The organism is Stenotrophomonas sp. GD03794, assembly GCF_029842145.1.
Taxonomy (GTDB): domain Bacteria; phylum Pseudomonadota; class Gammaproteobacteria; order Xanthomonadales; family Xanthomonadaceae; genus Stenotrophomonas; species Stenotrophomonas riyadhensis.
Genome location: NZ_JAOCFV010000019.1, coordinates 1 through 21,716, shown reverse-complemented (window position 1 = coordinate 21,716; position 21,716 = coordinate 1). Strand labels below are relative to the sequence as shown.

Here is a 21,716-nt window from a genome sequence, read left to right as displayed (position 1 = left end):
CGTCAAGAGAACACGTGCCTGGAACTAGAAGCGCACCGACCAGCGCACATTCGCACTGTGATCGCGGCTCTCGCTGCCGTACTGGCCGCTGTAGCCCAGCTCCAGCTGCTGGCGCGGCGTCAGCCACGCCGCCAGGCCCAGCTCGGCCACTACGGCGTTGTCTGCAATCGGAGCGCCCTCGACCACGAAGGTGGTGCTGCTGTTGGCGAAGGCGAGGTTGCCGACCTGGCTGCGGTCGCCGGAGGCACGGCGATAGCCGACTCCGCCACGCAGGTGCAGCCAGCTGTCCTGCTGGAACGATGCCTTCAGGCCCTTGTCGAAGCGCACGCCCGCCGTGGCGATCGTGGTGCCGGTGTCGTCCACCTTGCCGTGCAGGGCAGCCGCACTGCCGCGTTCGTTGATCTGCTTCAGGTCGACCTCCACGCGTGCGACCTGCAGGTACGGCTCCAGTCCGGCCTCTGGACCACCAAAGCGATAGCCGGCTTCGATGAAGGCCTGGCGGGTATGCGCGTTGTAGCGCGCGCTCAGGCTGTCGCTGAAGCCAGCGAAGTCGACATCACGCGTGCTCTTCACCTTGTGCTTGCTCCAGGCCACGCCACCGCGCAGGCCGAAACCACCCCAGTTGTGGCCCGCATAGGCACCGAAATGGGAGTTGTCGATCTTCGACTTGGCTCGACGCTCCTGCTGCTTCACGTCGGTTCGGCCGGCGCCGGCCAGCACGCCGACCTGCCAGCCGGAGAACTCGCGGTCGATGCCGATCAGCAGGCCGTTACTGTTGGCTTCGGTACGTGCGGTGTTGACGTCGCCGTCCAGCTTGCTGTTGCCACCGATCGCCTGCACCCATGCGCCGGTGGCGTCGGCCGTGTCGGCACCTGGCGCCGCTGTACCGGCACGACGTGACAGTGCGGCGTCGCGTACATAGCGGCTGCCTTCGACCAGCGCCAGCGCGGTGGCCGCATGCAGCTCGCCGCTGAGGCCGTCGAGCACGCTGCCGACCTGCTGCGGGAACAGCTGGGTCAGCGGCTTGGGCAGGCCCTGGTTGATCGCCAACAGGTCGGCAGCGGTCGCCACTGCACGTTGGTTGCGCGTGTTGGCGGCGCTGGCCAGCGAGGCACCGCGCGCCACGTCGATGCGGGTGCCGTTGGCGCCGTAGGCGAGGCTGAACTTCAGGAACGGAGAGAACGCACTGAAGTCGGTGCTGGCGAACTGTCCGTTGACGCCGCCGTCGGCACGGATGAAGTTGAACTGTTCGCCGAGGTAGTAGGTGCCCGGCTCCGGCAGTGCGACCAGGGTGCCGCCGAGGGTGGCGGTGCCGGTCACGCGCAGCTGGTCACTACGCCCGCCCGGCGCGAGCTCGGCCGCATAGATGCCGGTTGCGCCCTGCACGTAGTCGCCGTTGATGGTCAGCGTGCCGATCGAGTTTCCGGGCGCGATGATGCCGTCCACACGGGTGGTGCCCAGCGTACCGACACCCTTCAGCAGGCCGTTGACACCGACCGTGGTGGTGCCGCCAGTCTGCGTGCCGTTGAAGGACACCACGCCACCGTTGACGGTCAGGTTGCTGTCCTTCAGCAGGCCGCTGGCGCTGACCGTGCTTACGCCACCGGTGGTGTTCAGCGCGGTGGAGACCAGGCTGCCGTTGAGCAGGAACTGGCCACCCTGGACCTCGATCGCTGACGTGAGCGTGTTGGCACCGTTCAATTCCAGCGTGCCGTCCTGCAGCATTGCGCCGTTGAAGGTGTTGTTGCCGCTCAGGCGCAGCCAGCCGATGCCGGACTTGGTCAGCTTGCCGGGGCCGCCGATGTCGTTGGTCCAGTCATCCCAGGCGTCGCCTTCCCACACCTTCAGGCCACCGGCCTTCTGGTTCATCACCACGTTGGTGTCCACACGCAGCGAACCGTAGCCTTCGATGGCCTTGCGCAGGTCGACCATGCCCCAGCCGTAGATCTCATCAATGCCCGGATCGCCCAGGTCGCGGGCGGTGGTCAGCAGCACGTCGCGGACCTGTGCGTTGTCCAGATACGGGAAGCGCTCCATCAGCAGGCCAAGAGCGCCCGTGATGTGCGGCGCGGCCATCGACGTGCCGGTCTTGGTGCCATAGACGTAATTGGTGTTCTCGCTATCGATGATCAGCCGCACGTAGGCGGAGGTGTTCTCGATGCGGCCCTGGATATCACCGGAGACGATGGTGCTGAGGATGTCGGTGCCGGGGGCCGAGATGCACCAGTTGGCGGCAACGCCGCAGATGCTGGAACTGCCATCGATCACGTAGTCGGTTTCACCTGCGGCGGCGTTGGGCCGGCGGACATTGGCGACCGCCAGCCAGTACGGTTCCAGTTCGGGCTTCCAGCGCGGCATCGAGGCGGTGATGCCGGCAACCGCGCCGCTGCCGTTGCCGGCCGACCACACCTGGATGAGGGTGGAGCTGGGTGTATCGCCGTTGCTGGCGTAGATGCTGCCGTACACGCCGTAGTCGGCACCGATGCTGGCGTACTGCTGGTCCAGCGCGGCGGCGGTCATGTTGCGGGTGGAAATGCCCCAGCTGTGGTTGATGGCGCGGACACCCTGCGCCTGGATCTGCGCATACATGTCCAGCGTGGCGGCATCATCCGGATCGGTGCGGTACACCGCGCGCGGCCGATAGAAATTGTCGGGGTCCAGGCGCCACTCGTAGTAGGTGTCACCGAACACGCGGGCGGCTGTGAGATCCGCACCAAAGGCCACGCCATGCATGCCGGTGCCATTGCGGTTGGCGCCGATGGTGCCAAGCACATGTGTTCCGTGATCGGCATAGCTGAAGCCATAGGGCTGGCCGGCGGCGATCAGGCGTGCCGCCAGTGAGGCCGGAACGCCGGCGCCGAGTCCGTAGTAGTTGTAGCCGGGCTGTTCGCCGCGGGTCTGCCCGCAGGCACCGGTACCTGCGACGACACCCGGCGTCGCGCAGTCGGCACCGATGGTGATGCTGGAGGTATTGCGTCCTGCAAACTCCGGATGCGCCAGCGCGGAGCCCGAGTCGAACAGCGCAAGGCGTACACCCTTGCCGGTCAGACCGCGTGCATAGGCGTAGTCGGCGCCCATCGCACCCAGGCCCCAATCGGCGTTGAATTCATCGCTGCGCCAGCTGGCCGGATCGCCTGGGTTGCCGAGAACGGCGGTGCTACTGGCGGCAGGTGCAGTGGCCGTGGCTGCAGGCGCCGTGCTGGAAGCGGGCTGCGCCCACGCAGCCTGTAGCTGGCGCTGCTGCTGCCAGGCATCGAGTGATTCGCTGGCCATGGTCGGGAGTGCGGTGACCAGCAACAGCGAGCTGGCGACGGCAAGCGCCAGCGGGCGGTGCGACAGGGAGCGGGACGAACGGCCGTACAGCGGGTGATTCATCGGACAACTTCCTTGATTGACGGACATCAAAGGCCGTTAACCCCGCAGCGCGCCGATCACCCCCAGTGGTGTGAAGAAAATTTAATGAACGAGTTAAGGTTTCGTGACATGGGCATTCACTTCGTCTCCCGGCGGTCCCGCTACCGTGACCCAGCCTGGGCTCACCAGGCGTATCAGGGAGTGATGCAATGCGCGTTTTCAGGAAAGTGATCGCAGGCGCTGTGTTCGCGCTGGCATGTACCGGTTCGGTGGCGGTGGCAGGGCCGGTCGAGCCCTGCGACAAGCCGTGCTGGCGGGCTTACCAGATGTGCCTGGCCAGTGGTGCCGATGCCGGTGAATGCCAGCAGGCGTACAACACCTGCGTGGTCGATCTGTGCATGGGCGTGTGAGTCGCGCCGTTTGAGCGTTGCGTTCCGTGGAGCCCCGTCATCGACGGGGCTCTTCTGTTTCAATCGAGGATGCCGTCAGCGATACGGTAGTCTCGGCATGTCTTCATGGGCAGAGGAGTGCCATGGCCGTCAAACGTGTTGTCGCCAACATTGCCACGGCGGAGCCGCAACGGGCTGCTGCCTTCTACGGCGAGCTGCTCGGCATGCCGGTGGTGATGGACCACGGCTGGATCGTCACTCATGGCGGGCAGGGCAGCGCGCTGGCGCAGGTCAGCTTCGCCAGCGAAGGGGGTTCGGGCACCGCAGTGCCGGACCTGTCGATCGAAGTGGACAATCTGCAGGAGGTGCTGGACCGCCTGCGCGCGGCAGGCGTTGCGCTGGAGTACGGCCCGGTCGACGAACCCTGGGGCGTGCGCCGCTTCTTCGTCCGCGATCCGTTCGGCCGGTTGTTGAACATCCTCGCCCATTCCTGAGCAGCGGCGAGGACTTCAGCGGCGCGTGCCGCCTCGCTTCGGGGCTGGCGACACGCCGACCATGCGCAGGCAATCGTCCACCACCGCGCCGATGAAGGCATCGGCATCCTGCGCTGGTGCGGCGATCAGGTCGTCGGTGGCGCCGTGCACGCCGGCATAGATCAGTGAGGCGGTGACCTGCGGCGCGGGCAGCTGCCAGAGGCCATCGGTGATGCCGGCGTCGAGGATGGCCAACAGTTGCTGCTGGATTGCGTTGCGTTCGGCGTTGCCACGCTGGTGGTGGTGATGGTTGGCGTACACCACATCGTGCAGCGCATGGGTGCGCACGTAGAGCTCGATGTTGGCGCGGATCCAGGCACGCAGGCGCGCCACGCCATCGCTGGCAGGGTACTGCTGCACGGCGCGGTCGACGTCTTGCATGAAACGCTGGGTATAGCGCTGCGCCAGTGCCTGCAGGATCTCGGTGCGTGAGGCGAAATAGGTATAGAAGGTGCCCTTGGCCACGTCGGCCGCAGCAACGATGTCGCTGATGGTGGTGGCGTCCACGCCCTGCGACAGGAACAGCGCCTGCGCGGCATCCATCAGTTCTTCCTGGCGGGTTTCCGCGGGCTTGGTGCGAGGCCTGGCAACAGCTGGGGTCTGCATGGTGGGCAAGGTCCGGGTGCGACGGCCGCCATTCTAGCTGCCCTTCGGCATTGACTGACCGCCAGTCATTGACCGACGGTCAGTCAATGGCTACGATGCGCGGACATCCTCCCCCCGGGATCCGCACATGCAGCGCTTCCAACGTCCGGCCCTGGTGCTGGCCGCCTACCTCGGCACGTTCCTCGCCTCGCTGGACATCAGCATCGTCAACGTCGCACTGCCGACCCTGCAGCAGGCGTTGAATACCGACATGGCCGGCCTGCAGTGGGTGATCAATGCGTATGCGATCGCGTTGTCGGCGCTGATGCTGTCGGCGGGGCCGCTCGGGGACCGTTACGGCCATCGGCGGATGTGGTTGCTCAGCGTCGCCACCTTCACTCTTGGCTCGTTGCTCTGTGCCTGTGCCGGCAATCTTGCGACGCTGGTGGCTGGACGCGCGGTGCAGGGCATCGCGGGCGCGCTGCTGATTCCCAGCGCGATGCCGATTCTCAGTCATGCATTCCCTGATCCGCGCCAGCGCGCGCGGGCGATCGGTGGCTGGTCGGCGTTCAGTGCGTTGGCCCTGGTGCTTGGGCCGTTGCTGGGCGGGGTGCTGGTACAGCGCGCTGGGTGGCCGAGCATCTTCCTGATCAACCTGCCACTGGGCCTGCTGGCGCTCATGCTCGGTGCCTGGGGGATTCCCGAGCGGCGGCATCCAGAGCATGCCGCGCTGGATCCTGCCGGGCAGCTGCTCAGCATGGTCGCGCTGGGTGCGCTGAGTTACGGCCTGATCGCGATCGGCGAGCACGGCCTGCTGGCGCCACTGACCCTGTCGGCCATGGGCATCGCGGGCGCTGGCCTGATCCTGTTCGGCATCGTCGAACGCCGGGTGGCACGCCCACTGCTGCCGTTGGACCTGTTTGCCGATCGCCGTTTCGGCATGCTCAATCTGGCATCGTTCGTGCTGGGCTTCACCGCCTACGCGAGCCTGTTCTTCCTGTCACTGTTCTTCCAGCAGGCGCAGGGGCACAGCGCAGCACTGGCAGGCGCACAGTTGGCACCGCAGTTCCTGTTGATGGGTGTGGTCTCGTTGCTGTTCGGGCGCTTGGTCGTGCGCGTGGGGCTGCAGGCTGCGCTGGTCTCGGGCTATGCGTTGGCCGGCGTGGCGCTCTGTGCGATGGCCGCGTTCGAGCCGCTGACCTCGCGCGGATATGCCAGCGGCTTGCTGATGCTGCTCGGCATTGGAATGGGGCTGGCGGTTCCCGCGACCGGCATGGCGGTCATGGCCAGCGTGCCGGCCGAGCGCGCAGGTATCGCTTCAGCCACCATGAACGCATTGCGCCAGGCCGGCATGAGCCTGGGCATCGCGCTGCTGGGCAGCCTGATGAGCCTGCGTGCCGTGTGGCATTTCGCTGCATCCGCGCAGGCCGCAGGGCAGCCGGGGTTGGCCGCACACGCGCGCGAACTGATCCTGCAGCCTACCCCGCTGCAGGCGGCACCACCACTGCTGGCGTGGTATCGCAGTGCGATGGCCAGCGGCTTCGGCTGGGCCATGGCCGTGGCCGGCGCGCTGACCCTGCTTGCAGCCTTCGGCCTGCATCGGCAGCGCGCACCGGCCTGACGCGCAGCATTCAGCCCTGCTGGCGTTGCCGGCCCTCTGCGGTGCGTTCGATCTCCTGAGGCTGTTGTTGCTGCTGGCGCGCATTGGCGTGGCGAGCGTGTCCACCTTCACGACCGATCGCGGCCATGTGCTGGCGGTTGCGGCTGATCGCCTCGCCGCCCTTGCGGCCAGCGACACGTGCTTCGGCTGGACTGAATTCATGCGCGTTGCCAGAGGCATGTGCGGCACGCCCGCCCTTGGCAGCGATGGCGCGCTGCTTTTCCTGGTCCATTGATGCGAAACCCCGGTTGGAGCTGCGCGGGTTCTGCTCAGTCATGTGAAATCTCCTGCGGTGTGGGCGCCGCCTTCGTAGACGACGGCACCCATGCTTGGCCATCGCACGCTAAGTCCAGGTCGCCATCTTCGCCATGGCTTTCACGCGCCCTGCGCACGGGGCTGAAGACGCAGCCATTCAGGCGGGCGCCGCCTTCGCTGCCGCGATCTCGCTCAACTGCGGCAGCAGGGCCGCAGGAACACAGTGAGGATGGAGTGTTGCGTAGAAGCACACGCGCATCCACCGATGATCATGATGGGGCCACCGCCCCTGTTAATAGGATGCGCAACAACGCCACTCGCCTGGCCACGACAGGGACGTAGAACATGAACAGGATTGGATTGATCGCATTGCTGGCCTGTACCGCCCCCGTCCATGCGGCCAGTCCCCTGTTGTCCGGCAGCTTTGTCCACGTCGGCTATTCGGCTACCGACGAACAACTACCGGCCACGCAGTTGCCGCTGTTCCTGGATGAACTGCAGGACCTGGGCAACGACACCCTCATCCTCGGTCAGGTGCGTGCCACGCGTGCGGGTGTGGGGTGCGCCAGCGGTGTGCAGGATTTCGAATGGATCGCCGGTTTCCCCGGCAAGCTGGGCACCGTCCTCGATGCGGCGGCCGCGCGCGGCATGAAGGTCGTGGTCGGTACCACCTACAGTTCGGGACAGTGCGGCACCTTCTGGCAAGGCCAGAACGCAACGGCCGTGGCGCAGGACGCCGCGCAGTCGCTGGCCCAGCTTGGCCAGCAGTACGGATCGCATCCGGCCTTCGCCGGCTGGTACATCTCCGACGAGCCGGCACAGGTACCGGCTGACCGTGCGCCCTTCTATCGTGCGATCGTGACCGCGCTGAAGGGCAGTACCCCGTCCAGGCCGGTGATGGTCGCCCCCTACCTGGCGTCATCCAGCGTGGATCCGGCAAGTGTCGCGCGTGCGGCGGCGCAGTTCCGCACGGCTACCGGGGTGGATGTGCAGATCTGGCAGGACGGCATCGGCGCCGCCTCGCATGCGCGCTTGTTCCAGTGGGATCGCCCGGGTCATTCCACCGAGGCGTATTACGAGGCGCTGTCGGCGGCGTTGGGTGCCAGCGGCCTGTGGGCCGATATCGAACTGTTCAACCATGGCAGTCCGTTGTTCCTGGAGACCGGCAACGGGTTGTCCGGCGCCTACCGCTCCGCTTCGGTGCAGCGCATCAACCAGCAGTTGTGGAGTGCGCGTTCGGCCGGCAAGCGCGTTGCCTGGCTCAACCAGTACCACATGTCCGAGGTGGTCGGTCCCGGCCAGGGCTATGCCGAATCGCCGCGGATGATGAACACCTATCGCGGGCTGTATGGGCTCGGCGCGTCCTACCTCGTCGATCCGGTGCAGACCGCGTACAGCTACAGCGTGGCACCGGATGCGAACTATCCGGACAGCAGTGGCCACGAGCTGTTCGATCGTCGGGTGGGGGACCCGCGCAATCCGATGGATGCCGGCTGGGTGGGCGTGCACGGCAACGTCAGCATCACCATCGACCTCGGCCAGCGTCGGCGGGTGGACTGGATCGGCCTGCACACGATGACTCGCCCCGGATGGGGCATCGTCACGCCGACGTCGGTGGAGGTGATGTGCACTGAGCCGGGTACTGCAGCAACCAGCATCGGCATGTTGTCAGCGCCGTTCACCCAGGCCGGACTCAGTGGATCGACCGAGGAGGAATACGTGCTGGGCAACGCGGCGCCCCTGGCTGCGCAGTGCCGTACACTGGAGCTGCGGCTGGCCAATGGCAACTGGACCTTCCTCAGCGAGATCGAGATCGCGGCCGAGCAGTAGCGATGTCAGCGTTGGCGTGCGTCGTGCAGCCGCTGTGCGAATGGCCGCTGTTCAAGCGCCTGCAGTGCGTCGCGCAGCACCTGCTCCAGTGACTGCCCGAGATCGGTATCCAGGCTGCGCGCCGCGCGCGCCGTAGCCTGCCACTGTGCCTGCAGCGCCGGCAGGACCTGCAGCGCCTGCGGGCTGAGCTGCAGGATGCGCTCGCGGCTGTCCTCGCCGATGGCGGTATGCAGCCAGCCGTCGTGCACCATCGCTGAAACCGTCTGGCTGAGCGCCGAATGGCTGAGCCCGCAGGCCAGTGCCAGGTCCTTGATGCGGCAGGGGCCCTGCGCCATCAACGTGCGCAGCACCGGGGTGTAGCGCGGCCGGTAGTCCAGCTGCAGGTCGCGATAGGCCTGTTCGACCGCCGGATCGAGCTGATCAAGCAGGGCGCGCAGCAGGGTGCCCAGGGTGGCGTGTTGGAGATCCATGGGCGCGATGATATATAAGCGCTTACATATCATCAACGTGGGGTGCGGTCATGGCGGTTTCGTGGATGCTGGGCGCGGTGCTGGCGGCGTCCTGCCCGGCCCAGGACGCGGTGCTGCAGGCGGCGGCCACGGCGATACAGGCGCACTACCTGGACGTGGCCGAGGGCGCGCGCATTGCCGGGGCCGTGCGCGGCTGGTCCAGCCAGCAGCGCTATGTGGACAGCTGCGCGGACCCGAAGGTCTTCAGTGCGCGCCTGAACCAGGACCTGGACGTGTTCGACGGCCACTTCCATGTGGAACGGGTGGATGCCCGCGCCGGGCAGGACGATTGGCTGATGACCTGGCGCGCGGATGCGCGTGGCAATGCTGCGGGCGTGCGCGAAGTGCGGGTGCTGGAGGGCAACATCGGTTACCTGCGCCTGAGCACCTTCTATCCGCTGGATCTGGCCCGGCCCAAGCTGGCGGCGGCGTTCAGCCTGCTGGCCGACACCGATGGCCTGGTGCTGGACCTGCGCCAGAACGGGGGCGGTGATGATGGCAGCGCGGACCTGCTGGTGCGCACGCTGCTGGAGCCAGGCGTCACCGCAGTGCAGGCGCTTGAGCAGCGTGGCAGGCGTACCCCCGTACTGCTGCCGCCAGCGAGCCTGCCTTTGTACCTGAAGCCGCTGGTGGTGCTGATCGACCGCCGTACCGGTTCGGCCGCCGAGTTCGTGGCGTACTCGCTGCAGGCGCTGGGACGAGCGCAGATCGTCGGCAGTCGCAGCGGCGGCGCCGCGCATATGTTCGATGATCCTGTGCTGCTGCCGGATGGCTATCAGATCAGCATTCCGGACCGGCAGCCGATCAATCTGCGCACCGGCGGCAACTGGGAGAAGCGCGGCGTCATGCCTGATACGCCGGGAGGTGATGATCCGTTGTTCATCGCACGGCAGCTGCTGGCCCCGATGAAGTCGTCAGGATGAACGCATATCTGCAACGCCTTCCTATCGCGGATGCGCGGCTGCATGCCTAGAATCGAAGCATCCCGGTAGTTCCCGGGCGCTTCGAGTGAATGGACTCAATGAAGATTCTGTTGACCGGCAGTTCCGGGCGGATCGGGCGGGCGATCTTCGGCGCGTTGGCGGCGGCCCATGAAGTGGTGGGGCTGGATCGCAGCCCGTTCGCCACGACGCGCATCATTGCCGATGTCACTGATCGTCAGGCGGTCACGCGGGCGGTGCAGGGTGTCGACGCGGTCATCCATACCGCAGCGTTGCATGCCCCGCACGTCGGGCTGGTGCCGGATGCGGTGTTCCAGCAGATCAATGTGGACGCCACCGCGCACCTGCTGCAGGCGGCACGCGAGGCCGGTGCACGGCGCTTCGTGCTGACCAGCACCACCGCCCTCTACGGTCACGCGGTGGTGGCCGGCGGCTGCCGCTGGATCGACGAGGACACCGAGCCTCTGCCGCGCACCATCTACCATCGCACCAAGCTGCAGGCCGAGGCTCTGGCCGAAGCCGCAACCGCGCCCGGTTTCAGTGTGCGCGTGCTGCGCATGGGCCGCTGCTTCCCGGAACCGCCCGAGCGCATGGCGATGTTCCGCCTGCACCGTGGCATCGACGCGCGGGACGTGGCCAGCGCACATGCCGCGCTGCTGCACGATGAGGGCGCTGCCTTCGCCCGCTACATTGCCTGCGCACCGACGCCGTTCCGGCGCGAGGATTGCCTGGAACTGGCGACCCAACCACGCGGGGTGCTGGCCCGCCGCGCCCCGCAGTTGCTGGCCGAGTTCGAGCGCCGTGGCTGGCCGCTGCCGCTGAGCATCGACCGCGTCTACGACAGTGCGCTCATGCGCAGCGAACTCGGCTGGCAGCCGCGCTTCGGTCCGGACGACGTGCTCCAGCAGTACGCCGCTGGCAGCATCGAAGTGCTGCCGCGGGCGGAATGGATCAAGGACCGCGTGGCCGAATAGGGCGGCCGCGGGGCGGGTTCCTGACCCGACCCTGAGCAGGTTCAGGAATGTGCAGGCCGGCCGCCTCAACCTCGTTGGCAGGCGGCCGCTAACCCGGTGCGCTTCCAGTGCCGGGCATGCCCCGGCGGCCGGTGGCCTGCGCGATGGATCGCGCGCCTGCGCGGTGCCCTCGCGGCGCCGGTCGTCCTGAACTGCCTTGCGGACCTTTCCATGCCTCCTTCCCGCTCCGCCGCTGCCCGCCGCCCGGGCAGCATTGCCCACAAGCTGATGCTGGGCACCGCTGTGATCGCACTGCTGTGCTTCGGCCTGACCGCGTTCCTGATCTACCGCCAGGCCAGTGCCAGCCTGATCAACGCCTCGCGCCAGACCCTGTCCAGCGAAGCCACCGCCGAAGCGCGCCAGGTCTCGGCTGACCTGGGCACCGCTTTCGCCAGCAACGATGCCATGGTCGAAACCGTGCTCGCCCAGCGTGCGCGCGGTGACGTGCCCGATCGCGCCAGCCTGGCGGCAGTACTCGGCGAACAGCTGCGTACCCACCCGGAGTGGCTGGGCAAGAGCACCATGTGGGAGGCCGATGCCTTCGACGGCAAGGATGCCGCGTTCGTCAACACTGAAGCGCACGACGCCACCGGTCGCTACATGAGCTACTGGGCCTGGCACGACGGCAAGCCGCAGCAGTCGCAGATGACCGACTACACCGAGACCGCCAGCGGTTCCGGTGACTGGTACATGGTGCCCAGTCGCGACCAGCTGCCCAAAGTCAGCGAGCCCTATGCCTATGACATCGCCGGCCAGCAGGTGCTGATGAGCACGCTGAGCACGCCCATTGTCGAGAATGGCAGGTTCCTCGGCGTGTTCACCGTCGATTTCTCGCTGGCGGCGCTGCAGAAGCACCTGGCCACGTTGAAGCCGATGGGGGCTGGCAGCGTCGAACTGCTGTCGCCGAAGGGCGTGGTGCTGGCCTCGGCCAATGCCGCTGAGATCGGCAAGCCGCGCAGCGACGCGCTGACCCGCAGCATGCTGGCCGACATCGCTGCCGACCGTCCGTTCGAGGCTTTCAGCCCCGATGCGGCCGGCAACGTGCGCGTGTACGTGCCGCTGCGCGTGGGCGACGCCCCGCAGCGCTTCGCGCTGGGCGTGGTGATGCCGCATTCGGTGATCGTCGCAGAGGCACGTCAGTTGCTGTGGCTGACCCTGCTGGTCGGCGTGGTGGCAGCATTGACCCTCAGTGCGGGTGTCTATGTTCTGCTGCGCCGGTTGGCAATCCGTCCGTTGGCCGAAGCGGTGCGCGTGGCCGGTGATGTCGCCGCCGGCAAGCTGGACAGCACCCTGCCGGCACGCAGCAATGACGAAGTGGGGCGCCTGCTGGACGCGATGCAGGGCATGCGCGGCCAGCTGCAGGCGGTGATGGCGGCGCAGGCGGAAATGGCGCGCCGCCACGATGCCGGCGAGCTCAGTTACCGCATGGACGCCGCGGCGTTCCCGGGCGAGTACGGCCGCATGGTGGCCGACAGCAACCAGCTGGTGGCCTCCAGCAACGCGGTCACCCAGCGCCTGGTTGAAGTGATGCAGCGCTACGCCGTTGGCGACCTCAGTCAGGACATGGAAGCGCTGCCGGGCGAGAAGGCGGTGTTCACCGCCGCGATGGCCACCACCAAGCGGAACCTGGCCGCGATCAATGAACAGATCCAGCAGCTGGCTGCTGCGGCCGCTGCCGGTGACTTCGCGGTGCGTGGCGATGCCCTGTGCTTCGACCACGACTTCCGCCGCATGGTGGAAACCCTCAATACCATGATGCAGGTGAGCGACCACAATCTGGCCGAGCTGTCGACACTGCTGCGCGCGATCGCCGCAGGCGACCTCAGCGCGCGCATGCAGGGCGACTTCCACGGCGTGTTCGCGGTGATGCGCGACGATGCCAACAGCACCGTGCAGCAGCTGACCCGGATCGTCGGCCAGATCCAGCAGTCGGCGGCCAGCATCCGCCTGGCCGCCGGTGAAATTGCCGCGGGCAACAGCGACCTGTCGCGGCGTACCGAGCAGCAGGCCGCCAACCTGGAAGAAACGGCGGCCTCGATGGAGGAATTGACCTCCACCGTGCGCCAGAACGCCGACCACGCGCTGCAGGCCAATACCCTGGCCGGTTCCGCGGCCGGCGTTGCCAGCGAAGGCGGGCAGGTGGTCAGCCAGGTGGTGCAGACGATGGAGCAGATCGAAGCCTCCTCGCAGCGCATTGCCGAGATCATTTCGGTGATCGATGGGATCGCCTTCCAGACCAACATCCTGGCGCTGAATGCGGCGGTGGAAGCGGCGCGTGCCGGCGAGCAGGGCCGTGGCTTCGCCGTGGTCGCCAGCGAAGTGCGTGCGCTGGCACAGCGATCGGCGGGTGCGGCCAAGGAGATCAAGGAGCTGATCGACGCCTCGGTGGCGCAGGTCGGTGCCGGTGCGCAGCTGGTGCACGGCGCGGGCCGCACCATGCAGGAAATCGTCGGCCAGGTCGGCCGGGTCAACGAGATCATGGCCGAGATCTCGGCGGCGTCGCGCGAGCAGTCGGCGGGCATCGAGCAGGTCAACCAGACCGTGGTGCAGATGGACGAGACCACCCAGCAGAACGCCGCGCTGGTGGAAGAAGCCAGCGCCGCCGCGCGGGCGATGGAAGAACAGGCCGAGCAGCTGGCGGTGGCGGTCTCGCGTTTCCGCCTGCAGGCCGAGCCGGTCGCCGTGGCACGCCACGCGGCCTGAGTTCCGGCATGCGCAAAAGAAGACGCCCGGCCAAAGCCGGGCGTCGTCGTTTCTGCTCGCCGGCGTGCCGGAATCAGGTCCGGCAGCTGCAATGGCTCAGAACATCCCTTCGAAGGGGTTCCAGCTGGCCCTGCCCTTCACCTGTTCCAGGTAGTAGCTGTAGTTGGTGCTGGAGGCGACCAGGAAGTTCATGGCGATGAACAGCGCACGGGCGACGATGTCCGGCAGGAACAGGGTGACGAGGGTCAGCACGATGTTGATGCCGAGCACGACCAGCGCCTTGCGCCACATGCCCAGGATGAGCAGGTAGATGAAGCCGAAGAAGAAGGCGAAGAAATTGATGTTGACCTTCAGCCGGTCGCCGAAGGACAACGCCTTCCAAGCCTGCTTGAAACCCGGCTCCTTGGGCGCGCCGTGCTGCTGGAAGAAGTTGAAGCGGAACTGCCACTTCGGGCTGAAGCGGGAGAGGTCGACTGTGTTCATTGACGTATACGTCCTTGTAGGAAAACGGTTCCATGATAGATGTCGCGAATTCAGGAAACTACCCTCCGGCGTCAAAAATGTGACGTTCTTTGCCGTGTGAAGCTGCGGCTGTGCGCCGCACCGTCACCCATCCGCCTTGTTTTTAGGATAGGGTGCGCAGTTCCGCTGCCGCCCCAGCTGAATCCGTGCGGCGGCGGGATGTCCATGGAGGTTGCATGACCACACCTGCTACACCGGAAAACGCACCGGGACCGGTGCTCCTGCCGACACCTGAAGTGGTGCAGGCACAACAACTGCTCGCACGCCAGCAACTGGCGGTGGCAATGGACCGTGCGCGCACGGCTGCCACGCAGGATGCGGCCCAGGCCGCCCTGGAAAGCGAGTGATCCGCAACACCGCCGATCGCGCTGGCCTGTCGCCAGCGCGATCGCGGCGCGCGCCGCCGGTCAGAACCGCGCGGTCATGCTCAGGAAATAGCTGCGTCCGGCCACGAAGTAGTCGGTGGAGCCTTCGGCATACAGCTTCTTGTCGGCCAGGTTGCTGACGCCGCCGCGCAGGGTCAGCACCTCGTTGACGTTCCACGCTGCGGTCAGGTCATACAGGGTGTAGGCCTTGAGGAAGGTCGTCGCCGTGCCGGTCTGCTTGCCGGTGTACTGCGCCGACAGGCTGCTGGAGAACACCGTACCGGGCGTCCAGTCCAGCGACGAGTAGCCGGAGAATTCCGGTGTATCGATCAGGTTCCTGCCGGTGGTCAGGTTCTTGGCCTCCTTCATCCAGGTGGCCGAGGTACGCCAGCGCCAGTGCTCACCGAAGCGGAAGTTGAGGTTGCCTTCCATGCCGCTGGTGCGCGCCCGCTGCACGTTGCTCATGCGCGTCCACCAGATGCCGTTGAACTGGCCCAGTGGGGCGTACTCGATCTTGTTCCTGAAGTCGGTATGGAAGTAGGTCAGGCCGGCATCCACCAGATCGTTGTCGAAGCTGATGCCGATCTCACGGTTGGTGCTGGTTTCCGGATCCAGGTCCGGGTTGCCGGCCATGTAGCAGCCGCCACGGGTATAGCCCAGCGGAATCAGCGAGGTGCAGCCACGACCACCGGACTGGGTGGCGGCGGTGGCCGAATTCTCGGTCAGGCTGGGCGCGCGGAAGCCTTTGGAAACGCCGCCTCGGATCGTCCACTGCTCGGCCGGATGCCAGACCAGGTAGGCACGCGGGCTGACGTGGCTGCCGAACTTCTCATGGTGGTCCAGGCGTGCGCCCAGGGTCAGCGCCAGGGTGCGGTGCAGCTTCAGTTCGTCCTCGACGAACAGCGCCCAGGTGTCCACTTCCAGGTTGGAGCCGCTGACGGCATTGCCGGCATAGTCGATCGGCGCACGGCCGATGGTATCGGTGTTGGTCAGTTCCTGGCGCTTCCACTGGCCGCCCACGGCAAACTGGTGTTCAACCCCCAGGGTGAACGGCGTGGTCAGGCTGCCTTCGATGATCGTATCGGTGGCCTCGGAGCGGCCGGTGGCACCGATGTCGTTCTTGTACTCGGTCCAGTAGGCGCTGAGCTTCGAGTTGCCGAAGCTCCACTTGCCATCGTGATTGAGGGCCAGCGAGCTGCGCTTGAGTTCACTGGCGCCCCAGGCGCCTTCGTCCTGTTTTTCCAACGAGGCATCGATGAAGGCCTGCTGCACGCCATGACCAGCTTCCAGCGACAGCTCCTGGGCGTCGCTGAGCTTCCATTGCAGCAAGGCGTCAACATTGCGGTCCTTCTCGCCGGCGTAGGCATTGCCGTAGACGCCGCCGTTGGACCGGTCCGAGTCGCGGCGCATGCTGTTGGCGCCGATACGCAGGCCGAAGCGTTCACCAAGCGGGCCGGAGAACGTCGCGCCGATCTGCTGGGTATCGCCGCGCTTGCCATCGCCCGGGCGGGTATAGCTGTGGGTGGCGCTGCCATTCCAGTCATCGCCGATGCGCTTGGTGATGATGTTGATCACGCCGCCCATGGCGTCGGAGCCGTACAGCGACGACATCGGTCCGCGTACCACCTCGATGCGTTCGATCTGGTCGGGCGAGATCCAGTTCAGATCCTGGCGGCCGAGGTCGGGGCGGTAATTGGTCGAGGCCGAGCTGCCCATGCGCTTGCCGTCCACCAGCACCAGCGTGTAGTTGGAGGGCATGCCGCGCAGCTTGATCTTGGACTGCTCGCCCGCCGCGCTGAGGCCGCCGGTTACGCCCGGCACGCGGCTGAGCAGGGTGGCCAGGTCGTGCACCGGCTGGCGCTCGATGTCCTCGCGGCTGATCACGCTGATGCTGGCCGGGGCATCCTTGATCCATTGCTGGTTGCCCGAGGCGGTGACCACCACGGTATCCAGGTCCTTGGTGGAGGCATCTGCGCTGGCTTCGGCGGCGGCCAGGCCGGGCAGGGCCAGCAGGCAGGCGGTGGCCAGGGCGGTGGCCAGGTGGGTGCGCGGCAGGCGCGGGGAACGGGAACGGGACGGCAGGGACATGACGGCTTCCATCGGAGAGAGTAGGGACCCGGTGGAAACGGCAGGCGCAGGCGGACCGCAGGCAGCCCCTTCCATGGGTCGTCGGCGCGCGGTGTGGACCGGCGCAGCTGGGTGGGTCTCAGCCGTGCGGAAGACGGCAACCTGCCTGGTTAATGAAATGATAACCGTTCGCGTTTGTTGCGATCCAGTACCCCCGGTGACAAAGCGACAACCTGCCGCACCGTCACGGCACGCCTGCTGTTTGCTGAATGGGGATAAATGCGGGCGTAGACCTTCGCACGCGGCTTACATCCGGCGCCCTAGACTGAGCCGCATTTTCGATTCCGCCCCGTTGGAGATCGTGTGGGTTCCGGTAGTGACAGACATCGACTGTGCGGCCAAGCGCCGGCACAGCCAGGACAAGTGCGGGCGCCGGGAAGGCGCGCCGGGAACCTTCGTGCATGCAGCCCGGCCGGGACGGCCGGCCATGCCGACCGTGGGGAGTAAGCGGTGATGGGGGGTCAAACCATCCACGCGGAAGCGGATGCACCCCGGCTCGACGCCGGCTGGGCGCTGCTGCCGGCCGAGTCGCCGCTGCAGATGCCCGAGCAGACCCTGCGCGAAGGCGAGCTCAAGGTCCGCCGCCACCGCACCTCGCCGCGCCTGATCGGCCTGCGCCGGCTGTATATCTTCGGTGGCACCCTGGGCATGACCGCCATCGCCACCCGCATGATGTGGCGAGTGCTGTCGGCCAATGGCATCAGCGTGCTCGAAGCGTGCCTGCTGGTGCTGTTCGTCGGCCTGTTCGCCTGGATCGCACTGTCCTTCGCCAGTGCCCTGGCCGGCTTCCTGACCGCCGTGTTCGATCGTGGCTACCGCCTCGGCATCGATCCGGACAAACCGCTGCCGACCGTGCACAGCCGCACCGCGCTGCTGATGCCGACCTACAACGAAGACCCGCGGCGCCTGCTGGCGGGCCTGCAGGCCATCTACGAATCAGTGGCCGCCACCGGCCAGCTGGAGCGCTTCGACTTCTTCGTGCTCAGCGACACCCGCCGCGAGGACATCGCACGCGCCGAGGAACAGGTGTTCGCCGAGCTGCGCGAGCGTGTGCCGGATGGCCGAACGCGCCTGTTCTACCGTCGCCGCGGCGACAACAGCGGACGCAAGGCAGGCAACATCGCCGACTGGGTCCGCCGCTTCGGCGGTGCCTACCCGCAGATGCTGATCCTCGATGCCGACAGCCTGATGACCGGCGACAGCATCGTACGCCTGGTGGCTGGCATGGAGCACAACGCCGATGTCGGTCTGATCCAGACCCTGCCGTCGGTGATCGGCGGCCGCACCCTGTTCGCCCGCATGCAGCAGTTCGGTGGCCGCGTGTACGGCCCGGTGATCGCGCGCGGCGTGGCCTGGTGGCATGGTGCCGAGAGCAATTACTGGGGCCACAACGCGATCATCCGCACCCGCGCTTTCGCCGACCACGCCGGCCTGCCGGCGCTGCCGGGACGCAAGCCCTTCGGCGGCCACGTGCTCAGCCATGATTTCGTTGAGGCAGCGCTGATGCGCCGTGGTGGCTGGGCTGCGCACATGGTGCCGTACCTGGGCGGCAGCTACGAGGAAGGCCCGCCGACCCTTACCGACCTGCTGGTGCGCGACCGCCGCTGGTGCCAGGGCAACCTGCAGCACGGCAAGGTGGTCGGCAGCCGCGGGCTGCACTGGATCAGCCGCACGCACATGCTGATCGGCATCGGCCACTATTTCACCGCGCCGATGTGGGCGATGCTGATGCTGATCGGCATCGCCATCCCGCTGTTCCAGGAGGGCATCGATTTCAACGCCCTGCTGCACCTGTCGCCCAGCGTGTACTGGCGCGCCCAGGACGAAGAGCAGGTGGTGCGCCTGTTCGCGGCCACCATGGCGGTGCTGCTGTTGCCCAAGGTGCTGGGCTACCTGGCGATGCTGCTGGACCCGGTCGACCGCCGTGGCTGTGGCGGTGCGATCCGCGCCTTCGTGTCGATGCTGGTGGAAACGGTGCTGGCCGCACTGATGGCGCCGGTGGTGATGTACGTGCAGTCGCGCGGCGTCGCCGAGGTGCTGTCCGGGCGCGACTCGGGCTGGGACGCGCAGCAGCGTGACGATGGCGGCATCTCGTGGCTGGCGCTGATCCGCGGCTATGGCGGCCTGGGTGTCTTCGGTGCCTTCATGGGCGTGCTGGCCTGGGCGGTTTCGCCGTCGCTGGCCGCGTGGATGGCACCGGTGGTGATCGGCATGGTGCTGGCGGTGCCGGTGGTGGCGCTGACCTCTTCACGCGGCCCGGGTGCCTTCCTGCATCGCCTTGGCCTGCTCGATATTCCCGAAGAGAACATTCCGCCACCGGTGCTTGTGCGTGCGGCACAACTGCGCCGGGAAGCGGCCGAGCAGCCGCCGCTGTACTGATCCCCCTGCGCCAGCGGCATAATGCGGCTCGAACTTGAAGGAGCCGCATCATGCTGCAAACGGTGGAACAGGAAACCGGCGCCTCGCCGCAATGGTCGGTGATCTGGCTGCACGGCCTCGGGGCCGATGGCCATGACTTCGCGCCGATCGTGCCGGAACTGGTGCGCCCGCACTGGCCGGCCCTGCGCTTCGTGTTCCCGCATGCGCCGGTGCGGCCGATCACGATCAACAACGGTGTGCCGATGCGCGGCTGGTACGACATCGTCGGCATGGATTTCCGTTCGCGCGCCGACATGGTGGGCGTGCAGGAATCGGTGGTGCAGCTGGACGCGCTGATCGCGCGCGAGATCGAGCGCGGCATCGCGCCCGGGAAGATCTTCCTGGCAGGCTTTTCGCAGGGGGGCGCGATCATTCTTACCGCCGCGCTGTCGCGCACCGCGCCGCTGGCCGGCCTGATCGCGCTGTCCACCTACCTGCCCGAAGCTGAAAGCGCCAAGCGCATTGAGGGGGCCGTGCAGGTGCCGGTGTTCATGGCCCATGGCAGCAGCGATCCGGTGATTCCGCAGGCGGTGGCCGTACACAGCGCACAGGCTCTGCAGGCGCTGGGCCTGGAAGTGGAATGGCACAGCTACCCGATGGCCCACCAGGTTTGCGCCGAAGAGATCCAGGCGCTGGGTGACTGGTTGCAGGAACGGCTGGGCGCTGCCTGAGCCATGGCCCCGGCCAGCACACCGCCGTGGATGCCGGAACTGTGCCGCCTGCCGCGGCTGGCGGCGATGCTCGGCCTGGCCGAGCTGGTGGTGGTGGTGCTGGCGCTTGCGCCCGACGGTAGCCGTCACTGGACCTTCGGCGAACTGCTGTCGGCCAGTGGCTTCGCGTTGTGGCTGGCGCTGGCGGTGACCGCCAGCCTGTGCCTGCTGCGGCAGACGCTGTCGAGGCTGCCGCAGCTGCTGGGGGCCGTCGCGGCGATCACGCTGGCGACCCTGATCGCGGTGATCTGCGCCGGCATCGTGCATGCGCTGTACGCGGTGCTGGGGGACAACTTTGCCCGGGGAATCAGCTTCTGGCGCTTTACCCTGGGCAGCGCGGCCACCACTGCGCTGATCACCGCGCTGGCCCTGCGCTATTTCTACGTGAGTGACCGCTGGGCCGCACAGGTGCAGGCCAATGCCCGGGCGCAGGCCGACGCCCTGCAGGCGCGGATCCGCCCGCATTTCCTGTTCAACAGCATGAACCTGATCGCCAGCCTGCTGCATCGCGACCCGGCGGTGGCCGAACGTGCGGTGCTCGATCTGTCCGATCTGTTCCGTGCAGCCCTTGGGGCAGGCGAGGGTGATTCCACCCTGCGTGACGAATGCGAGCTGGCCGAGCGCTATCTGTCGATCGAATCCCTGCGCCTTGGAGAACGCCTGCAGGTGCGCTGGCAACGCGATGAACCGCTGCCGTGGGACCTGCCATTGCCGAGGCTGGTACTGCAGCCACTGGTGGAAAACGCGGTGCTGCACGGCATCTCGCGCTTGCCCGAAGGCGGCACCATCGAGCTGCAGGTGCTGCGTGCGGGCAACGAGCTGCAGATCCGCGTGCGCAATCCCGCGCCCGATCCACAGGCCCCGGGATTGGCGCTGGCACGTGGTGCCGGCCATGCCCAGCACAGCATCGGCCATCGGCTGGCCTGGCGCTTCGGCAGCGCCGCGCGGATGACGGCTGGCTGGAGCGAGGGCTACTATGCCTGCCAGGTGACAGTGCCGATCCAGTGAGGGGATGATCGTGAGGGTAGTCATCGCTGATGACGAACCGCTGGCACGTGAGCGCCTGCGCAGCCTGCTGGCCGCGCAGGACGGCGTGGATGTGGTGGCCGAGGCCGGCAACGGCGAGCAGGCCCTGCACGCGTGCGCGGAGCTGCAACCGGACCTGGTCCTGTTGGATATCGCGATGCCCGGGCTGGACGGCCTGGAAGCCGCCCGCCATCTGGCCAGCTTCGAGCCGCGGCCGGCCGTGGTGTTCTGCACCGCCTACGATGCGCATGCGCTGTCGGCGTTCGAGGCCGCAGCGATCGATTACCTGATGAAGCCGGTACGCGCAGAGCGGCTGGCGGCGGCGATCGCACGCGCGCGCACGTTCCTGGCCGGCCGCGACGGCCAGCCGCAGGATCACAGCGGGCAGCAGGCACGCAGCGTGCTGTGCGCACGCCTGCGCGGCAGCCTGCGGTTGATTCCGCTGGACGATATCCACTACCTGCAGGCCGAGGAAAAGTACGTGGTGGTGCACCACGCACGCGGCGAGGACCTGATCGAGGAATCATTGAAGTCGCTGGAGGAAGAGTTCGCCAGCCGTTTCATCCGCATCCATCGCAACTGCCTGGTGGCGCGTCACGAGCTGGTGGAACTGCGCCGCGGCTCGGGCGGGCAGGTGCAGGCGGTGCTGCGGCATGGCAAGCAGCCGCTGGAAGTCAGCCGCCGCTGCGTGGCGACGCTGAAGCAGGAACTGCGGCATCTGTGAGTGTTCCGCGCGGCCTGCGGCCGCGACTGCTTACGAGCAACGTCCGAAGCAA

General features: G+C 67.1%; 18 protein-coding genes. 12 read left to right on the top strand and 6 right to left on the bottom strand.

Annotated elements, in window-relative coordinates; genetic code table 11:
• Window positions 1-24: 24 nt before the first annotated feature.
• Complete coding sequence (locus N5D91_RS12175; protein WP_180853981.1) at window positions 25-3,375, bottom strand: autotransporter serine protease; 3,351 nt, start codon at window positions 3,373-3,375, stop codon at window positions 25-27.
• A 188-nt stretch (window positions 3,376-3,563) separates the two neighbouring features.
• Here N5D91_RS12175 and N5D91_RS12170 point away from each other — a divergent pair, with 188 nt between their 5' ends.
• Complete coding sequence (locus N5D91_RS12170) at window positions 3,564-3,764, top strand: hypothetical protein (RefSeq protein WP_049449083.1); 201 nt, start codon at window positions 3,564-3,566, stop codon at window positions 3,762-3,764.
• Window positions 3,765-3,886: 122 nt separating this feature from the next.
• A complete protein-coding gene (locus tag N5D91_RS12165; protein ID WP_094001326.1) occupies window positions 3,887-4,237 on the top strand; it encodes a VOC family protein in 351 nt (116 codons plus the stop codon).
• A 15-nt stretch (window positions 4,238-4,252) separates the two neighbouring features.
• On the opposite strand, the gene N5D91_RS12160 is transcribed toward N5D91_RS12165, so the two are convergent.
• Window positions 4,253-4,882, bottom strand: a complete 630-nt coding sequence (locus tag N5D91_RS12160) for a TetR/AcrR family transcriptional regulator (protein WP_153854587.1) — start codon at window positions 4,880-4,882, stop codon at window positions 4,253-4,255.
• Window positions 4,883-5,009: 127 nt separating this feature from the next.
• Between N5D91_RS12160 and N5D91_RS12155 the strand changes: the two genes are divergently transcribed.
• A complete protein-coding gene (locus N5D91_RS12155; protein ID WP_180853980.1) occupies window positions 5,010-6,482 on the top strand; it encodes an MFS transporter in 1,473 nt (490 codons plus the stop codon).
• 10 nt (window positions 6,483-6,492) lie between these two features.
• Here N5D91_RS12155 and N5D91_RS12150 read toward each other — a convergent pair whose 3' ends face one another.
• Window positions 6,493-6,798, bottom strand: coding sequence for a KGG domain-containing protein (locus N5D91_RS12150; RefSeq protein WP_110713835.1), 306 nt, complete (start codon window positions 6,796-6,798; stop codon window positions 6,493-6,495).
• 323 nt (window positions 6,799-7,121) lie between these two features.
• Here N5D91_RS12150 and N5D91_RS12145 point away from each other — a divergent pair, with 323 nt between their 5' ends.
• Complete coding sequence (locus tag N5D91_RS12145; protein ID WP_180853979.1) at window positions 7,122-8,606, top strand: DUF4434 domain-containing protein; 1,485 nt, start codon at window positions 7,122-7,124, stop codon at window positions 8,604-8,606.
• 5 nt (window positions 8,607-8,611) lie between these two features.
• On the opposite strand, the gene N5D91_RS12140 is transcribed toward N5D91_RS12145, so the two are convergent.
• Window positions 8,612-9,076, bottom strand: coding sequence for a MarR family transcriptional regulator (locus N5D91_RS12140; protein ID WP_049449094.1), 465 nt, complete (start codon window positions 9,074-9,076; stop codon window positions 8,612-8,614).
• Between the two features lie 50 nt (window positions 9,077-9,126).
• On the opposite strand from N5D91_RS12140, the gene N5D91_RS12135 reads away from it, so the two are divergent.
• From N5D91_RS12135 to N5D91_RS12125, 3 genes are all read left to right on the top strand, one after another.
• On the top strand, window positions 9,127-10,038 hold the full coding sequence (locus N5D91_RS12135; protein ID WP_180853978.1) for a S41 family peptidase: 912 nt from the start codon (window positions 9,127-9,129) through the stop codon (window positions 10,036-10,038).
• A gap of 98 nt (window positions 10,039-10,136) precedes the next feature.
• Window positions 10,137-11,030: an NAD(P)-dependent oxidoreductase gene (locus N5D91_RS12130; RefSeq protein ID WP_110713829.1), complete on the top strand. Its 894-nt coding sequence runs from the start codon at window positions 10,137-10,139 to the stop codon at window positions 11,028-11,030.
• Window positions 11,031-11,240: 210 nt separating this feature from the next.
• Window positions 11,241-13,772: a methyl-accepting chemotaxis protein gene (locus tag N5D91_RS12125; protein WP_180853977.1), complete on the top strand. Its 2,532-nt coding sequence runs from the start codon at window positions 11,241-11,243 to the stop codon at window positions 13,770-13,772.
• A 96-nt stretch (window positions 13,773-13,868) separates the two neighbouring features.
• On the opposite strand, the gene N5D91_RS12120 is transcribed toward N5D91_RS12125, so the two are convergent.
• Entirely contained in the window at window positions 13,869-14,255 is a 387-nt protein-coding gene (locus tag N5D91_RS12120) for a DUF2628 domain-containing protein (RefSeq protein WP_180853976.1), read from the bottom strand.
• A 215-nt stretch (window positions 14,256-14,470) separates the two neighbouring features.
• On the opposite strand from N5D91_RS12120, the gene N5D91_RS12115 reads away from it, so the two are divergent.
• On the top strand, window positions 14,471-14,641 hold the full coding sequence (locus N5D91_RS12115; protein ID WP_180847132.1) for a hypothetical protein: 171 nt from the start codon (window positions 14,471-14,473) through the stop codon (window positions 14,639-14,641).
• Window positions 14,642-14,701: 60 nt separating this feature from the next.
• Here N5D91_RS12115 and N5D91_RS12110 read toward each other — a convergent pair whose 3' ends face one another.
• Window positions 14,702-16,747 (bottom strand): TonB-dependent receptor, encoded by a 2,046-nt coding sequence (locus tag N5D91_RS12110; protein ID WP_110713824.1) that lies wholly within the window; start codon window positions 16,745-16,747, stop codon window positions 14,702-14,704.
• A gap of 492 nt (window positions 16,748-17,239) precedes the next feature.
• Here N5D91_RS12110 and mdoH point away from each other — a divergent pair, with 492 nt between their 5' ends.
• The 4 genes from mdoH to N5D91_RS12090 are packed head-to-tail and all read left to right on the top strand — an operon-like array spanning window position 17,240 to window position 21,664.
• The gene (gene mdoH, locus N5D91_RS12105; RefSeq protein ID WP_110713822.1) at window positions 17,240-19,165 is read left to right on the top strand and encodes a glucans biosynthesis glucosyltransferase MdoH; all 1,926 of its coding nucleotides are present in this window, start codon (window positions 17,240-17,242) and stop codon (window positions 19,163-19,165) included.
• 50 nt (window positions 19,166-19,215) lie between these two features.
• Window positions 19,216-19,875, top strand: a complete 660-nt coding sequence (locus N5D91_RS12100; protein ID WP_153854582.1) for an alpha/beta hydrolase — start codon at window positions 19,216-19,218, stop codon at window positions 19,873-19,875.
• A gap of 3 nt (window positions 19,876-19,878) precedes the next feature.
• Window positions 19,879-20,922: a sensor histidine kinase gene (locus tag N5D91_RS12095; protein WP_180847138.1), complete on the top strand. Its 1,044-nt coding sequence runs from the start codon at window positions 19,879-19,881 to the stop codon at window positions 20,920-20,922.
• Between the two features lie 4 nt (window positions 20,923-20,926).
• Window positions 20,927-21,664 carry a LytTR family DNA-binding domain-containing protein gene (locus tag N5D91_RS12090; RefSeq protein WP_180853975.1) on the top strand — a complete coding sequence of 246 codons (738 nt, stop codon included), beginning with the start codon at window positions 20,927-20,929 and terminating at the stop codon, window positions 21,662-21,664.
• Window positions 21,665-21,716 lie beyond the last annotated feature (52 nt).

Excerpts from the sequence above, each read along its gene's own strand:
- N5D91_RS12175 (WP_180853981.1), bottom strand. The coding sequence starts at position 3,375 with ATGAATCACCCGCTGTACGGCCGTTCGTCCCGCTCCCTGTCGCACCGC.
- N5D91_RS12170 (WP_049449083.1), top strand. The coding sequence starts at position 3,564 with ATGCGCGTTTTCAGGAAAGTGATCGCAGGCGCTGTGTTCGCGCTGGCA.
- N5D91_RS12165 (WP_094001326.1), top strand. The coding sequence starts at position 3,887 with ATGGCCGTCAAACGTGTTGTCGCCAACATTGCCACGGCGGAGCCGCAA.
- N5D91_RS12160 (WP_153854587.1), bottom strand. The coding sequence starts at position 4,882 with ATGCAGACCCCAGCTGTTGCCAGGCCTCGCACCAAGCCCGCGGAAACC.
- N5D91_RS12155 (WP_180853980.1), top strand. The coding sequence starts at position 5,010 with ATGCAGCGCTTCCAACGTCCGGCCCTGGTGCTGGCCGCCTACCTCGGC.
- N5D91_RS12150 (WP_110713835.1), bottom strand. The coding sequence starts at position 6,798 with ATGACTGAGCAGAACCCGCGCAGCTCCAACCGGGGTTTCGCATCAATG.
- N5D91_RS12145 (WP_180853979.1), top strand. The coding sequence starts at position 7,122 with ATGAACAGGATTGGATTGATCGCATTGCTGGCCTGTACCGCCCCCGTC.
- N5D91_RS12140 (WP_049449094.1), bottom strand. The coding sequence starts at position 9,076 with ATGGATCTCCAACACGCCACCCTGGGCACCCTGCTGCGCGCCCTGCTT.
- N5D91_RS12135 (WP_180853978.1), top strand. The coding sequence starts at position 9,127 with ATGGCGGTTTCGTGGATGCTGGGCGCGGTGCTGGCGGCGTCCTGCCCG.
- N5D91_RS12130 (WP_110713829.1), top strand. The coding sequence starts at position 10,137 with ATGAAGATTCTGTTGACCGGCAGTTCCGGGCGGATCGGGCGGGCGATC.
- N5D91_RS12125 (WP_180853977.1), top strand. The coding sequence starts at position 11,241 with ATGCCTCCTTCCCGCTCCGCCGCTGCCCGCCGCCCGGGCAGCATTGCC.
- N5D91_RS12120 (WP_180853976.1), bottom strand. The coding sequence starts at position 14,255 with ATGAACACAGTCGACCTCTCCCGCTTCAGCCCGAAGTGGCAGTTCCGC.
- N5D91_RS12115 (WP_180847132.1), top strand. The coding sequence starts at position 14,471 with ATGACCACACCTGCTACACCGGAAAACGCACCGGGACCGGTGCTCCTG.
- N5D91_RS12110 (WP_110713824.1), bottom strand. The coding sequence starts at position 16,747 with ATGTCCCTGCCGTCCCGTTCCCGTTCCCCGCGCCTGCCGCGCACCCAC.
- mdoH (WP_110713822.1), top strand. The coding sequence starts at position 17,240 with ATGGGGGGTCAAACCATCCACGCGGAAGCGGATGCACCCCGGCTCGAC.
- N5D91_RS12100 (WP_153854582.1), top strand. The coding sequence starts at position 19,216 with ATGCTGCAAACGGTGGAACAGGAAACCGGCGCCTCGCCGCAATGGTCG.
- N5D91_RS12095 (WP_180847138.1), top strand. The coding sequence starts at position 19,879 with ATGGCCCCGGCCAGCACACCGCCGTGGATGCCGGAACTGTGCCGCCTG.
- N5D91_RS12090 (WP_180853975.1), top strand. The coding sequence starts at position 20,927 with ATGATCGTGAGGGTAGTCATCGCTGATGACGAACCGCTGGCACGTGAG.